Source organism: Pseudonocardia phyllosphaerae (assembly GCF_046546475.1).
Classification (GTDB): domain Bacteria; phylum Actinomycetota; class Actinomycetes; order Mycobacteriales; family Pseudonocardiaceae; genus Pseudonocardia; species Pseudonocardia phyllosphaerae.
On record NZ_JBKGXS010000001.1, the window covers coordinates 583,241 to 597,315 of the forward strand.

Sequence of the window (14,075 nt, forward strand, 5' to 3'; positions counted from 1 at the left end):
CGATCGGCATGGCTGTTCCGACTATCAAGCTGAACGACGGCCGCGAGATCCCGCAGCTCGGGTTCGGCGTCTTCCAGATCGACAACGCGACCACCGCCGAGAAGGTGAAGGCCGCGCTGGACATCGGCTACCGGCACATCGACACCGCGCAGATGTACGGCAACGAGGAGGGCGTCGGCCAGGCGATCGCCGACTCGGGCATCCCGCGTGACGAGCTCTGGATCACCACGAAGCTGAACAACGACAGCCACGGCCGGAAGTCGGCTGTCGAGAAGCTCGACGAGAGCCTCCAGAAGCTCGGCCTCGACCACGTGGACCTCTACCTGATCCACTGGCCGAAGCCGCAGGACGACCGCTACGTCGAGACCTGGCAGGGCTTCGAGGACGCGCGGTCCGCGGGCAAGACGCTGTCCATCGGCGTCTCGAACTTCCAGGTCCCGCACCTCGAGCGGCTGGCGAAGGAGACCGACACGGTCCCCGTCGTCAACCAGGTCGAGTTCCACCCGCAGCTGGTGCAGCGCGAGCTGCGCGACTACCTGCGGCAGCACGACATCGCCGTCGAGGCCTGGAGCCCGATCGGCCAGGGCAAGGGGCTGTTGGAGAACTCCCAGCTCACCGAGCTGGCCGAGAAGGTCGGCCGCTCCCCGGCCCAGGTCGTGCTGCGCTGGCACATCCAGCTCGGGAACATCGTCTTCCCGAAGTCGAACAACCCGGAGCGGATGAAGGAGAACTTCGAGCTGTTCGACTTCACCCTCTCCGACGACGACATGGCCGCCGTCGAGAAGCTGCACACCGGCGAGCGGATCGGGCCGGACCCGGACACCTTCGGCTGAGGTCACCCGCACCGGCTCGACGGCCCGGCACCCACGCGGTGCCGGGCCGTCGTCGTGCAGCGCGGTCGCCGCAGGCAACTGCTCGCAGGCAGGAGTCGTCCGCCCGAGCTGTCACGCCGGGTAGGGAGCCTCCGTGCGTCCCCGGGCCAGCGCCACCGCCCACCAGTGCAGCAGGTCGAGGACGTTCTTCGCCGCGATCTGCGCAGCGGCCTCCGTGGGGCGCCCGTCGTCCCAGTGCAGCGGATAGTCGGCGAACGCCAGTCGGTCCCGAATCGGCACCGCATGCAGCTCGACCAGCACGTTCTCCAGGTGCAGCACGGCGTGCCTGCCACCGCTGCCACCGCCGTAGGACGCGAACGTGACCGGTTTCGCCGCCCACTGGGTGTAGTGCCAGTCGATCGCGGCCTTCAGGGACGCCGGGTAGCTGTGGTTGTACTCCGGCGTGACGAGCAGGACGGCGTCGGCCGCATCGAGCGCGCGGGTCAATGAAGTCATCCCGGGTGGACGCGGGTAGCTCGCGGCGTCCTTCGGTGAAGCCGCGGGCAGGACGAGTGGGACGTCGACGTCGGCCAGGTCGACCAGCTCGACGTCGAAACCGCCGTGCTCGCGGGCCCGCTCGGCGACCCACGACCCGGCGACATGGCCGAACCGGCCGTCTCGGACGCTGCCGACGAGGACGAGCAGAGTGGGAGCGCGGTCGGCCCCGGCTCCGGTGCTCACGATCTCGGTGTTCACCGATTCTGTGGTCATGGGATCGACGCTGGCGCGTACGGACGCGCCGGGGGAGACCATGCGCAGGATGGCCCCGGCGGGGCCACCCTCCGGGCGCCGCACCCTCGTACGCTCGGGGCGTGTCCGGTTCGCCGCTCGGTGACTTCCTGCGGTCGCGGCGCGACGGCGCCCGGCCGGAGAACTTCGGGCTGCCGGTCGGACCGCGCCGCCGGGCACCTGGCCTGCGACGCAGCGAGCTCGCCGTGCTGGCCGGGATGAGCGTCGAGTACCTGGTGCGCATCGAGCAGGGCCGCGATCGGAACCCGTCCGTGCCGGTGATCAACGCTCTGGCCGACGCCCTACGTCTCGACGACGCCGACCGTGACTACCTACGACGGCTCGCGAAGATCACCGAGGGCAGCGAGTGCATTGGGTTGCCGCCGCGCCGCGACGACGTTCGCGCCGGGGTGTGGAGCATGCTCGCGCTGCTCGAACCCGGCCTCGCTCTTGTGCTCGATCCGCTCGGTGCGGTCCTGGCGCACACGTCGTCGTTCGCGACGCTGGCGGCTCCATCCGGACTGCTCGACAGTGACCGCCCCGATCTCACCCGATACGTGCTGGCCGACCCGCGCGCCCGCGACGTGTTCCCGGATCGGGATCGCGTTGCTGACGAGCGCGTGGCGGAACTCTGGCTCGGGGCCACGTCCGCGCAGCTCGACCTGCTGCGCACCGACCTGCCGCCCGCGGCGCGCACGGACCTCGCGGGACGGCTGGGCCGCCACCCCCGCCGGGCCGGCGGGATGCTGCGCTGGCGACGCCCGGAGGGCGTCCTGCATCTGGACCGGGAGACCCTGGAGATCCGCGCCGATGCGGGGCAGCAGCTCCTCGTCCTCCTGCCCGCCGACGACGCGACCGCGGAGCTGCTTCGGCAGATCCTGGGCGGACGGCCGCTGCGTGCCGTGCCAGGGTCGCTGTGATGCAGGACACTCAGCGGATTCCGGGAGGGTACGGCGGTCATCCGCCCCCGTGCCGTCCCACGACCCGGGGAGCCGGGTCGACGAATCACCGCAGGTCCGTACGGTGGGAACCGATGTTGGCCATCACCGAGAACGCCGCCGAGGCGATCAAGTCCCTGACCACCGACGCCGAGCTGCCCGAGCAGGGCGGCCTGCGCATCACCGCGCCCGACCCGGAGCAGGGCCTGGAGCTGGCGCTCGCGCAGAGCGCCGACGGCCAGGACACCGTGCTGCGTGGCGAGGGCGTCGCCGTCTTCCTGGAGCCGTCCGCGGCCCAGATGCTCGACGACAAGGTGCTCGACGTGCAGCCCGTCCAGACCGAGGAGGGCGAGCAGGAGCTGCGCTTCGCCATCGTCGCCCAGGACGACGCGGTCGAGCCCGAGCAGGCCTGACACAGCCCGCACCACGAGTTCCGCGGCCCCGGTACGGATCCCGTACCGGGGCCGACGCACGTTCAGGCCTCGTGCACCGCGCCGTCGCGGACCTCCCAGCGTCGCGTCGCGCGCACCGTGTCGAGCATCCGGCGGTCGTGGGTCACGAGCAGCACGGTCCCGCCGAACGCGTCGACGGCCTGCTCCAGCTGCTCGATCGCGGGCAGGTCCAGGTGGTTGGTCGGCTCGTCGAGCACGAGCAGGTTCACGCCGCGGGCCTGCAGCAGCGCCAGCGCCGCCCGGGTTCGTTCACCCGGGGACAGCGACGCCGCCGTCCGCAGCACCTGGTCCGCGCCGAGCGAGAACTTCGCGAGCAGCGTGCGGACCTCGGACTCCGGCCAGTCGGGCACCTGCTCACCGAACGCGCGCAGCAGCGTCGCCTCGCCGAGGAACGCCCCGCGGGCCTGGTCGATCTCCCCGACCAGCACCCCGGACCCGAGCCCACCGGCCCCGGACTCCGGGTCGAGCCGGCCGAGCAGTCCGGCGAGCAGCGTGGACTTCCCGGCCCCGTTCGCCCCGGTGACCACGACGCGGTCTGCCCACTGCACCTGCACCGTCACCGGGCCGAGCACGAAGTCCCCGCGGCGCAGCACGGCCGCGTCGAGCCCGGCGACCACGGTCCCGGAGCGAGGCGCGGCGGCGATCTCCATCCGCAGCTCCCACTCCTTGCGGGGCTCCTCCACGACGTCGAGCCGCTCGATCGCCCGCTCGGTCTGCCGGGCCTTCGCCGCCTGCTTCTCGCTGGACTCCGCGCGCTGGGCGCGCACGTTCTTGTCCGGGTCCTTCGTCTTCCGCCGCGCGTTCCGGACGCCCTGGGCCATCCAGTTCCGCTGCATCACCGCGCGGTCCTTGAGCGAGCCGAGCTTGTCGGCGTACTCCTCGTAGGCCTCGCGGGCGTGCCGCCGGGCCGTGGCGCGCTCGGTCAGGTAGGCGTCGTAGCCGCCGTCGTAGACGCCGATGCACTGCTGCACCAGGTCCAGCTCGACGACCCGGTTCACCGTGCGCGCCAGGAACTCCCGGTCGTGGCTGACCAGCACCACCGGGGTGCCCGCGCGCCCGGCACCGGTGACGAAGCGCTCCAGGCGGGCGAGCCCGTCGAGGTCCAGGTCGTTGGTCGGCTCGTCGAGCAGCAGCAGGTCGTAGCGCGACAGCAGCAGCGCGGCCAGGTTCGCCCGGGCCGCCTGCCCGCCGGAGAGCCCGGTCATCGCCGCGTCCGGGCCCGCGCCGAGGCCGACCTCGTGCAGCACCTCGCCGGAGCGCTCGTCGAGGTCGGCGCCGCCGAGGGCGAGCCAGCGGTCCAGGGCGGCGGCGTAGCGGTCGTCGGCGCCGGGCCCGCCGGTCGCCAGGGCCTCGGCGGCGTCGTCCATCGCGGTCTGCGCGGCGGCGACGCCGGTGCGCCGGGCCAGGAACCCGGCGACGGTCTCGCCGGGCCGGCGGTCGGGCTCCTGCGGCAGGTACCCGACGGTCGCGTCCGGCGGGGCCAGGGTCAGCCTGCCCTGCTCGGGCGTGCGCCCACCGGCCAGCAGCGCGAGCAGGGTGGACTTGCCGGCGCCGTTGGCGCCGACCAGCCCGATGACGTCCCCGGGCGCGACGACGAGGTCGAGGCCGGAGAACAGCGGGCGGTCACCGTGGCCCGCGGCCAGGTCCGTGACGTGCAGGGTCGCGCTCATCTCGCGCGTCACGCTACCCGGGCGCGGCCACCGGTTTCCGTCCGCTCAGCCCCGTACGGCCGGGTCGGCGTCGAGGCGCCGGGTGCGGGTCTCGGAGTAGGTGGCGACGGCGATGATCGTCAGCACCGAGGACGCGGCGATGTAGGCCGCGATCGCGTACCCGGTACCGGTCGCGACCAGCAGCGACGCCGCGATCAGCGGTGCGAGGCCGCCCGCGAACACCGACGCCAGCTGGTAGCCGATCGAGATGCCGGAGTAGCGGACCTTGGTGCCGAACAGCTCGGACAGGAACGCGGCCTGCGGCCCGTACATCGCGCCGTGCAGCACCAGCCCGATCGTCACCGCGATCGCCGACAGCGCGAAGCTGCGGGTGTCGAGCAGGAAGAAGAACGCGAACGCCCAGATCCCGACGCCGGCGGCGCCGAACAGGTACACCGGCTTGCGCCCGACGCGGTCGGAGATCGCGCCCCACAGCGGCGTCGTCACCAGGTGGACCGCGGCGCCGATCAGCACCGCACCCAGCACGAACGACGTCGGCAGCCCCAGCTGCGTCTTCACGTACGTCGAGACGACGATCGTGAAGATGTAGTACGAGACGTTCTCGGCGAACCGGGCGCCCATCGCGGTGAGGACCTCACGCGGGTAGGAGCGCAGCACCTCCAGGATCGGGGCGCTCTCGCGTTCCCCGGCCGCGGCGCGGGCGGCCGCCTTCGCCTGCGCGTCGCGGAACACCGGGGACTCCTCGACGGCGAGCCGCACGTAGAGCCCGATCAGTACCAGCACCGCCGAGAGCAGGAACGGGATCCGCCAGCCCCAGCTCTGGAACGCGTCCTCCGGCTGGACCAGCGCCATGACCGCCAGCAGGCCGTTCGCCAGCAGCTGCCCGGCCGGGGCGCCTGCCTGCGGCCAGCTCGCCCAGAAGCCGCGGTGCTCGGGGCTGCCGTGCTCGGACACGATCAGCACCGCGCCGCCCCACTCGCCGCCGAGCGCGAAGCCCTGGATCACCCGCAGCAGCACCAGCAGCAGCGGGGCGAGCACCCCGATCGAGGCGTAGGACGGCAGCAGTCCGATCGCGAACGTGGACAGGCCCATCATCAGCAGCGACGCGACCAGCAGCTTCTTGCGGCCGATCAGGTCGCCGTAGTGACCGAAGAACAACCCGCCCAACGGCCGGGCGACGAACCCGACGGCGAACGTGCCCAGCGACAGCAGGGTGCCCGCGGCCGGGTCGGAGCCGGGGAAGAACGTCACCGGGAACACCAGGGTCGCGGCGACGCCGTAGAGGAAGTAGTCGTACCACTCCACGGTCGTGCCGAGCATGCTCCCGGCGACGACCTTCGCGATCGGTGTGTGCGGGCGTTCGGACGCCGACGACGCCGGCCGGGTGTCGCCCGGGCCGGTGTGGATCTCGGACACGCTGTCTCCCCCGGGACGGTGCTCGCGCGGCGGTGCGCGGCGCGAGCACCGTACGACGGGAGATGCCCGGTTTCACCCGTCTGTGACGGGATTTCGGGATCGGCCTCAGGCGTCCGGCGCGGTGTCCAGTGCCGGGTAGTCGGTGTAGCCCTCGGCGCCCCCGCCGTAGAACAGCTCCTGGCGCGGGTCGTTCAGCTCCGCGCCCTGCTCCCAGCGGGCGACCAGGTCCGGGTTGGCCAGGAACGGGCGGCCGACGGCCACCGCGTCGGCGACACCGTCGGCGACCAGGCGCTCCAGGGCGTCCCGGTCGGACTCGAGCCCGAACCCGGTGTTGAGCACGAAGGTGTTGGGCCACAGCGCCCGCAGCTTCCCGACGATCGGGTCGGTCGGCTCGGCGATGACGTGCAGGTAGGCCAGGTCCAGCTCCGCGAGCTGCGCGACCAGCGACTCGTAGACCGAGAGGTCGTCCTCGCTGATGTCGTTGAACGGGTGCCCGGGGGAGATCCGGATGCCGGTGCGGCCCGCGCCGATCGCCGCCGCGGTGGCCTGCGCGACCTCGACGACCAGCCGCGCCCGGTTCTCCGGGGAGCCGCCGTAGCCGTCGGTGCGGTGGTTGACGCCGTCGGCGAGGAACTGGTGCAGCAGGTAGCCGTTGGCGGCGTGCAGCTCGACGCCGTCGAGGCCGGCGTCGACGGCCAGGCGGGCGGCGTCGGCGTACTCGGTGACGATCCCGGGCAGCTCGCCGGTCTCCAGGGCGCGCGGCTCGGAGTGGTCCTGCAGCCCGGCCGCGGTGAAGATCTGGCCCGCGGCGCGCACCGCGGACGGCGCGACCGGGGCGACGCCGCCGTTGTTGTCGGTGTGCGAGATCCGGCCGGCGTGCATCAGCTGCACGACGATCTTCCCGTCGTTGCCGTGCACGGCGTCGGCGATCCGCGCCCAGCCGGCACGGTGGGAGTCGGCGTACACGCCGGGGGTGTTCGGGTAGGCCTGGCCGGCCGCGGAGGGCTGGCTGCCCTCGGCGACGATCATCCCGGCGCCGGTGCGCTGGGCGTAGTAGGTGGCCTGCAGCTCGTTCGGGGTGCCGTCGGCGTCGGCGCGGTTGCGGGTCAGCGGCGCCATCCAGACGCGGTTGCGCAGCGACCAGTCACCGACGGTCTCCGGCTCGAGGAGCGGGCTGTCGGCGGAGAGCGGAGTGGACACGGGACGGCCTTTCCCTCGGGTACGGGTACGTCACCTTTCAACGATCATGGCCGCGGGCCTCATCCCGGCCGCGGGTTGACGCGCGTCACGCCCGCCGGGTCCGTGGGCGGATCCCGTCCGGCGCGCCATATCGTCGGCGGGATGAACGGCTCCACCGCCCAGGCCCGCGTGATCGTCGACGAGCTCGTCCGCTCCGGCGTGACCGACGCCGTGCTGTGCCCGGGCTCGCGCAACGCGCCGCTGGCGTTCGCCCTGGCCCGGGCGGAGTCGCTCGGGCTGCTGCGCCTGCACGTCCGGATCGACGAGCGCACCGGCGCCTTCCTCGCGCTCGGTCTCGCGCTGGCCTCCGGGCGCCCGGTGCCGGTCGCGGTCACCTCGGGGACCGCGGTGGCGAATCTGCACCCGGCGGTGCTGGAGGCCTCGCATGCCGGGGTCGCGCTGCTTGCGCTCACCGCGGACCGGCCGCCGGAGCTCGTCGGGACCGGGGCCAGCCAGACGATCGCGCAGGCCGGGCTGTTCGGCGGCGCGGTGCGCGCCGCGGCGACCGCCGCGGTGCCGACCGACACCTCCGCGGCGTCGGTCGCGCGCTGGCGCTCCACGGTGGCCCGGGTGCTGGCCGCCGCGACCGGCACCGGGGGCGGCGCGCCGGGCCCGGTGCAGCTGGACCTGCCCTACGCCGACCCGCTGGTCCCCGACGACGCCCCGGCCGGCCCGCAGGTCACCGACGAGCAGGCGGGTCCCGGCCTGCTCGGCGACCTGCCCGCCGGGCGCGACGGCGGCGGTGCCTGGACCGCGGTGCCCCGCCCGGTCCGCGCGCTGCCGCCGCTGCCGCTGGACCCGGCCGCGCCCACCCTGGTGGTCGCCGGGTCGGGTGGTCCGGAGCCGGACCCCGGGCTGCTCGGCGGGGCGCCGCTGGCGGCCGAGCCGTCGTCGGCGTGGTGGCCGTACGCGACCCGCACCGCGCCGTGGCTGCTCGACCGGCCGGAGCTGCGGCCCACCCAGGTCGTGGTGCTGGGCAGGCCCACGCTGCACCGCGCGGTGAGCAGGCTGCTGGCCGACCCGGCCGTCGCCGTGTACGCCGACCCTGGCCCGGACGGCGCCCCGTGGACCGACGTCGCCGGCACCGTCCGCGCCGTCGGGGCGCTGCCCGCGCTCAGCCCGCCGGAGGCGTGGAGCCGGGCCTGGGCGGACGCCGACCGCACCCTCGGCGCGGCCCTGGACACCGCGCTGGACACCCCGGACGGTCCCGCGGCCGGGGCGCCGGGGCTGCGGCTGGCCCGCGAGGTCGTGGCCGCCCAGCCCGACGGCGCGCAGCTGGTGCTCGGCTCGTCGAACCCGGTCCGCGACGTCGCCCTCGCCGCGGCCCCGCGGGCCGGGCTGACCGTGCGGTCCAACCGCGGCGTCGCCGGGATCGACGGGACGGTGTCCACCGCCACCGGCGCCGCGCTCGCCCACTCCGGCGGCCCGACGGTGCTGCTGCTCGGCGACCTGACCCTGCTGCACGACACGACGGGCCTGGTCACCGGTCCGGCCGAGGCGCGGCCGGACCTCACCGTCGTCGTGCTCGACGACGACGGCGGCGGCATCTTCAGCCTGCTCGAACAGGGTGGCCCGGCGCACGCGCACGCCTTCGAGCGGATCTTCGGCACGCCCACCGGTGTCGACCTCGCGGGCCTGGCCCGGGCCGCGGGCTGGACCGTCACCGACTGGTCCGGCGACCCCGCCGAGCTGGCCGCCCGCCCCGGCTCCGGACGACGCCTGGTGCGCGTCGCGGCCACCCGCTCCGGCCTGCGCGACGCGCACGCGGCCCTGCGGGACGCCCTGCGGGACGCCTGAGCAGCAGGCGGGGAGGCGCGCTACCCGGCGAGGGCGTCGCGGACCGCGCGCATCTTGGCGGCGGCCTCGCACACCTCGGCGTCCGGATCGGAGTCGGCGACGATCCCGCCGCCGGCGAACAGCCGGGCGGTGTGCCCGGTCAGCTCCGCGCAGCGCAGCGCGATGCCCATCTCGCCGCCACCCTCGGCGTCGACCCAGCCGACCGGGCCTGCGTAGCGGCCGCGGTCCATGCCCTCGATCTCGGCGATCATCGCCATCGCGTCCGGGGTCGGGGTCCCGCCGACGGCGGCCGTCGGGTGCACCGCCTCCAGCAGCGTGAGCAGCGACACCGGGCGCTGCGGGTCGAGGCGGGCGCGGACGTCGCTCGCCAGGTGCGACACGTTCGGCAGGGTGAGCACCTGCGGGGCCTCGGGCACCTGCAGCTCCGCGACCAGCGGGCGCAGCGACGCGGCCAGGGAGTCCACGGCGTAGGCGTGCTCGCGGCGGTCCTTGGCCGAGGCGATCAGCGCCCCGCCGACGTCGTCGCCGGTGGTGGCGGGCCACATCGTCCCGGCCAGCACCCGGGACTCGAGGGTGCGCCCGTGCAGCCGCAGCAACAGCTCCGGGGTGGCGCCCACCAGCCCGTCGACGGCGAAGCTCCAGCACGTGGGGTAGCGCGTGGACAGACCGCGCAGCAGGAAGCGGGCGTCGAGCGGGGTGTCGGCGTGCGCGAGCAGGTCGTGCGCCAGCACCACCTTGTCCAGCTCGCCGGCCTGCATCCGCTCGACGGCCTCGGCGACGACCCCGCGGTAGCGGGTCGCGGACACCTCGTTGTCGGAGTAGCGCAGCCGCCCGCCCGGCCGGACCGGTGACGGGGCGGGCAGCGGGGCGTCGTCGAACTCGGTTCCCGGCGGCACGATCTCGGTGACCCAGGCCCGGTCCCCGCGGCGGCCCACGACCACCCGCGGGACGACGAGCGCGGACCCCGGCGAACCGGGGTCGAAGGTGAAGGAGCCGAACGCGACAGCGCCGGTGCCGGGCAGCCGGACGTCGTCGGTGACCGCGGAACCGGCGACCACCGCCCGCCACCAGGTGTCGGCGTCGGCGAACCGGGACCGGCCCGACCCGGTGAACCGGGCCGCGCATCCCCAGCCGACCAGACCGTCGCCCTCACGGACCCAGCTGAGCTCGCCGGCTCCGCCGGGCAGCACGTCCAGCAGGGGACCGTCGAGCTGCAGCGGCCGGGTGCGCACGCGTAAAGCGGTTGTGGGTGGAGCGAGGGTCACGTATCGAGGGTAGGCAACGCTTCCACGACGGTGTGCAGCGCCGGGGGAGGCACCGGCCACACCGGGTGTGGCCCATCGCTCCTACACTTCCGGCGTGACCACTCCGACCGGCGACGTGCTGACCGAGTCCCGGGCCGCGGCCGGGCGGGTGTTCGCCACGTTGCGCCGCCGGGTCCCCGAGATCGTGATCGGGATCGGCGTGGTCTGGACGCTGCTCTGCCTCATCGCCCTCGGTGCCGCCGCGCTGGACGACAACTCGATCTCCTCGCACCGGGTGACCACCTCGGCGACGGTGCTGGAGGGGTCCGACTACTGGCGCTCGGTGGTCCGTTTCGTCGACTCCGAGGGCCGCATGCAGACCCCCGGCAACGGCGTGTTCTACCCCAGCGGACTCACCCCGGGACAGAACATCTACGTCGACTACGACGAGACGAACCCGTCCAAGGTGCGCGTCTCCGGCCGGTCCGCGCTGGGCGGGATCCTGCCGACGGCCGGGGCGATCGTCGCAGGCTGGGTCGTGCTCGCGCCGCTCGCGGTGTACCTGCGCCGCCGCCGCGCCCGCCGCGGCTGAGCAACGTCCCCGGCGCCCGAGCAACGCCCGCGGCGCCCGGGAGCCGTCAGCCGCGCCAGAGCGCGCACACCTCCGCGGCCACCTCCGGTGCCGCGACGACCAGCCCGCCGGCGGGCATCGGCTCGCTGCGGCCGTCGCGGCCGAACACCAGCGCCCCGGCCTCGGCGGCCAGGCAGAGCGCCCCTGCGACGTCCCACTCGTGGTAGTGCTCCAGCACGGCCGCGACCGCGTGCCCCAGCGCGACCTGGGTGATCGCCAGCGCCGCCGAGCCCAGCACCCGGACCCCGGCGTGCGCCTCGCGGCAGCGCGCCACCACGCCGTCGCCGGGGTCCTCGGCGCACACCAGCGACCCGGCCAGCCGCGGGGCGGTGCGGGCCGGGACCGACAGGCCGTTGGCCCGGAAGCCGCGCCCGCGGGCGGCGGCGTAGATCTGGCCCCGGCCCGGGTCGGCGACGACGCCGACGGCGGGCCCGTAGGCGTCGACCAGCGCCAGGCTGTAGGCGCACCAGGGCAGGCCCGCCACGTAGTTCGCGGTCCCGTCGACCGGGTCGACGACCCAGCGCATCGGGGCCTCGCCCGCACCGGTGTCCGCGCCGAACTCCTCGCCGACGACCGGGAAGCCGGGGAACTCCGTGGCCAGCACCCGGCGGGTGTGCCGCTCCAGGGTCCGGTCGGTGTCGGTGACCCAGTCGAACGGGTTCGCCTTGACCGAGCGCCCGGCGGCGTCCCCGAGCTCGCGCCCGAGCGTCGCGGTGATCACCTCGGCGGCGTCGTTGGCGAGCCGGCCGGCCGTCTCGAGAGCACGGGAGAGCAGTGCCGAATCCACTGGGGCGGAATCCACCGGGGACCCCTGTCGGGAGGTGTGCGGGACGGCCGTCATGCACACCGAGTCTCGTGACCCCGGGTGTCCCGTCCGCGACCGCGAGATGACCACCGCGTACCGCCGCGGACAACTCGGACGACCAGGTGGGACGGGGTACCCGATGTTCGCCCACGGTTCTGCGTCCGATCATGCCGCGGACCCGGACCGGCGTTGCGCCGCAGCCACGGTGCAGCAGTGCGCGTCGCAATCGTCTCGGAATGTTTCCTGCCGGTGGTCAACGGAGTCACCAACTCGGTCCTGCGGGTGTGCGAGCACCTGCGGGCCGCCGGGCACGACGTGTGCGTCGTGGCCCCGGGAACGGGCGAGTCGACCGAGTACGAGGGCATCCCGGTGATCCGGATCCCGGCCGTCGAGCTCCCCGTCGTCAACTCGATGCCCGTCGGCGTGCCCAGCCGCCGGATCCTGCGCGCGCTGCGCGCCTTCCGCCCGGACGTCGTCCATCTCGCGGCGCCGTTCGTGGTCGGGGCGCGCGGGCTCGCCGCGGCCCGGAGGCTCGGCATCCCGACGGTCGCGATCTACCAGACCGACGTCGCCGGGTTCGCCTCCTCCTACGGCCTCGGCCTGACCGCGCGGGCGGCCTGGCGCTGGACCTGCCGGCTGCACGGTCTCGCCGACCGCACGCTCGCGCCGTCGAGCTGGGCGACCGGCGCGCTGCGCAGCCGGGGCGTGCCGCGGGTGCACCAGTGGGCCCGCGGCGTCGACACCCGGCGGTTCACCCCCTCCAAGCGCGACGAGGCCCTGCGCGCCGAGCTCGCCCCCGGCGGCGAGCGGCTGATCGGCTTCGTCGGCCGGCTCGCCCCGGAGAAGCAGGTCGACCGGCTCGCGACGCTGGCCGGGCTGCCCGGCACCCGCCTGGTGGTCGTCGGCGACGGCCCGAGCGCGGAGAGCCTGCGCGCCAGGGTGCCCTCGGCGGCGTTCCTCGGGCACCGCGGCGGCGAGGAGCTGTCCCGGATCTACGCCTCGCTGGACGTGTTCGTGCACACCGGCCAGGCCGAGACGTTCTGCCAGGCGGTGCAGGAGGCGCTGGCCTCCGGGGTCCCGGTCGTCGCACCGGACGCCGGCGGCCCGCGGGACCTGGTCCTGCCCGGGCGCACCGGCTACCTGGTCGCGCCGCGTCCCGACGGCGGCCTGCCCGGCGACCCGGCCACCGACGCCGCCGACGCCGACCTGGTGGAGGCCGTGCGCGCGCTGTGCGAGCCGGTGCGCAACCGCGCCTTCGGCCTCGCCGCCCGCCAGTCGGTGCTGCGCCGTACCTGGACCGCGGTCGGCGACGAGCTGCTGGCCCACTACAACGACGTCGTCCGCACCGGGCCCGCGGACCGGACCGCCGCCTGAGGTCCGGCCCGGCTAACCTCGACGGGTGTCCCGCGCCGAGCTCGACAAGGATCCGCACGACGTCGCCCGCATGTTCGACGGCGTCGCCCGGCGCTACGACCTGACGAACACGGCGCTGTCCGGCGGGCAGGACCGCTACTGGCGGATCCAGACCCGCAAGGCGCTCGCGCTGCAGCCGGGGGAGAAGGTCCTCGACCTCGCCGCCGGGACCGCGGTCTCCACCGTCGAGCTGGCCAAGGACGGCGCCTGGTGCGTCGCCGGGGACTTCTCGCTGGGCATGCTGCGTGCCGGTGCCCGCCGCGGCGTCCCCAAGGTCGCCTCGGACGCCTTGGCCCTGCCCTTCGCCGACGGCGTGTTCGACGCCGTGACGATCTCCTTCGGCCTGCGCAACGTGGCTGACACCGTCGCCGGCCTGCGCGAGATGGCGCGGGTGACCCGCCCGGGAGGCCGTCTGGTCGTCTGCGAGTTCTCCACGCCCACCTGGGCGCCGTTCCGGGCGCTGTACCAGGACGTCGTGCTGGCCCACGCGCTGCCGGCGATCGCGCGGACGGTCTCGTCGAACCCCGAGGCCTACCTGTACCTGGCGGAGTCCATCCGGGACTGGCCGGACCAGGCCGCGCTGTCGCAGAAGATCGCCGACGCCGGCTGGGAGCGCGTTGCCTGGCGCAACCTCACCTTCGGCGCCGTCGCGCTGCACCGGGCCTACAAGCCCTTCTGATCCCACACCCGTTGCGCCGCAGCGGATCCGGCGGCATCGCCCGATCCGCCGACGCGAAACGGTGACCTGCGTCCTACACTCGTGGGGCGTTCGTGAAGTTTTTCACAAGCGTGACCCACGACATGCACGGGCGAGGTTCGCGACCAGCGACGATGCCGTCCGGGTGTGACCTGGGCCCTCGCCGAGGTAA

At 74.6% G+C, this 14,075-nt stretch carries 13 protein-coding genes; 7 read left to right on the top strand and 6 right to left on the bottom strand.

Annotated elements, in window-relative coordinates:
* Positions 1-8 precede the first annotated feature (8 nt).
* The gene (locus ACLE50_RS02735) at positions 9-833 is read left to right on the top strand and encodes an aldo/keto reductase (protein WP_410941734.1); all 825 of its coding nucleotides are present in this window, start codon (positions 9-11) and stop codon (positions 831-833) included.
* A gap of 111 nt (positions 834-944) precedes the next feature.
* Here the strand turns inward: ACLE50_RS02735 and ACLE50_RS02740 are convergent, their stop codons facing one another.
* Positions 945-1,583, bottom strand: a complete 639-nt coding sequence (locus ACLE50_RS02740; protein WP_410941735.1) for an NADPH-dependent FMN reductase — start codon at positions 1,581-1,583, stop codon at positions 945-947.
* 101 nt (positions 1,584-1,684) lie between these two features.
* Here ACLE50_RS02740 and ACLE50_RS02745 point away from each other — a divergent pair, with 101 nt between their 5' ends.
* Positions 1,685-2,521 (top strand): helix-turn-helix domain-containing protein, encoded by an 837-nt coding sequence (locus ACLE50_RS02745; protein WP_410941736.1) that lies wholly within the window; start codon positions 1,685-1,687, stop codon positions 2,519-2,521.
* Positions 2,522-2,634: 113 nt separating this feature from the next.
* Positions 2,635-2,952, top strand: coding sequence for an adhesin (locus tag ACLE50_RS02750; RefSeq protein WP_410941737.1), 318 nt, complete (start codon positions 2,635-2,637; stop codon positions 2,950-2,952).
* A gap of 62 nt (positions 2,953-3,014) precedes the next feature.
* Here the strand turns inward: ACLE50_RS02750 and ACLE50_RS02755 are convergent, their stop codons facing one another.
* The 3 genes from ACLE50_RS02755 to ACLE50_RS02765 all read right to left on the bottom strand — a co-directional run bounded on the left by ACLE50_RS02755 (position 3,015) and on the right by ACLE50_RS02765 (position 7,277).
* Positions 3,015-4,661, bottom strand: coding sequence for an ABC-F family ATP-binding cassette domain-containing protein (locus ACLE50_RS02755; protein ID WP_410941738.1), 1,647 nt, complete (start codon positions 4,659-4,661; stop codon positions 3,015-3,017).
* A 45-nt stretch (positions 4,662-4,706) separates the two neighbouring features.
* The gene (locus ACLE50_RS02760; RefSeq protein ID WP_410942251.1) at positions 4,707-5,981 is read right to left on the bottom strand and encodes an MFS transporter; all 1,275 of its coding nucleotides are present in this window, start codon (positions 5,979-5,981) and stop codon (positions 4,707-4,709) included.
* A gap of 201 nt (positions 5,982-6,182) precedes the next feature.
* Positions 6,183-7,277 carry an alkene reductase gene (locus ACLE50_RS02765; protein WP_410941739.1) on the bottom strand — a complete coding sequence of 365 codons (1,095 nt, stop codon included), beginning with the start codon at positions 7,275-7,277 and terminating at the stop codon, positions 6,183-6,185.
* Between the two features lie 141 nt (positions 7,278-7,418).
* Between ACLE50_RS02765 and menD the strand changes: the two genes are divergently transcribed.
* On the top strand, positions 7,419-9,113 hold the full coding sequence (gene menD, locus ACLE50_RS02770) for a 2-succinyl-5-enolpyruvyl-6-hydroxy-3-cyclohexene-1-carboxylic-acid synthase (RefSeq protein WP_410941740.1): 1,695 nt from the start codon (positions 7,419-7,421) through the stop codon (positions 9,111-9,113).
* A 20-nt stretch (positions 9,114-9,133) separates the two neighbouring features.
* Here the strand turns inward: menD and ACLE50_RS02775 are convergent, their stop codons facing one another.
* Positions 9,134-10,378 (bottom strand): isochorismate synthase, encoded by a 1,245-nt coding sequence (locus ACLE50_RS02775; RefSeq protein WP_410941741.1) that lies wholly within the window; start codon positions 10,376-10,378, stop codon positions 9,134-9,136.
* 94 nt (positions 10,379-10,472) lie between these two features.
* On the opposite strand from ACLE50_RS02775, the gene ACLE50_RS02780 reads away from it, so the two are divergent.
* Entirely contained in the window at positions 10,473-10,949 is a 477-nt protein-coding gene (locus ACLE50_RS02780; protein WP_410941742.1) for a DUF3592 domain-containing protein, read from the top strand.
* 46 nt (positions 10,950-10,995) lie between these two features.
* On the opposite strand, the gene ACLE50_RS02785 is transcribed toward ACLE50_RS02780, so the two are convergent.
* Entirely contained in the window at positions 10,996-11,829 is an 834-nt protein-coding gene (locus ACLE50_RS02785) for an inositol monophosphatase family protein (RefSeq protein WP_410941743.1), read from the bottom strand.
* A gap of 177 nt (positions 11,830-12,006) precedes the next feature.
* Between ACLE50_RS02785 and ACLE50_RS02790 the strand changes: the two genes are divergently transcribed.
* Positions 12,007-13,167 (top strand): glycosyltransferase family 4 protein, encoded by a 1,161-nt coding sequence (locus tag ACLE50_RS02790; RefSeq protein WP_410941744.1) that lies wholly within the window; start codon positions 12,007-12,009, stop codon positions 13,165-13,167.
* Positions 13,168-13,192: 25 nt separating this feature from the next.
* Positions 13,193-13,885, top strand: a complete 693-nt coding sequence (locus ACLE50_RS02795) for a demethylmenaquinone methyltransferase (RefSeq protein WP_410941745.1) — start codon at positions 13,193-13,195, stop codon at positions 13,883-13,885.
* Positions 13,886-14,075 lie beyond the last annotated feature (190 nt).

Excerpts from the sequence above, each read along its gene's own strand:
- menD (WP_410941740.1), top strand. The coding sequence starts at position 7,419 with ATGAACGGCTCCACCGCCCAGGCCCGCGTGATCGTCGACGAGCTCGTC.
- ACLE50_RS02760 (WP_410942251.1), bottom strand. The coding sequence starts at position 5,981 with ATGCTCGGCACGACCGTGGAGTGGTACGACTACTTCCTCTACGGCGTC.
- ACLE50_RS02750 (WP_410941737.1), top strand. The coding sequence starts at position 2,635 with ATGTTGGCCATCACCGAGAACGCCGCCGAGGCGATCAAGTCCCTGACC.
- ACLE50_RS02755 (WP_410941738.1), bottom strand. The coding sequence starts at position 4,661 with ATGAGCGCGACCCTGCACGTCACGGACCTGGCCGCGGGCCACGGTGAC.
- ACLE50_RS02785 (WP_410941743.1), bottom strand. The coding sequence starts at position 11,829 with ATGACGGCCGTCCCGCACACCTCCCGACAGGGGTCCCCGGTGGATTCC.
- ACLE50_RS02740 (WP_410941735.1), bottom strand. The coding sequence starts at position 1,583 with ATGACCACAGAATCGGTGAACACCGAGATCGTGAGCACCGGAGCCGGG.
- ACLE50_RS02735 (WP_410941734.1), top strand. The coding sequence starts at position 9 with ATGGCTGTTCCGACTATCAAGCTGAACGACGGCCGCGAGATCCCGCAG.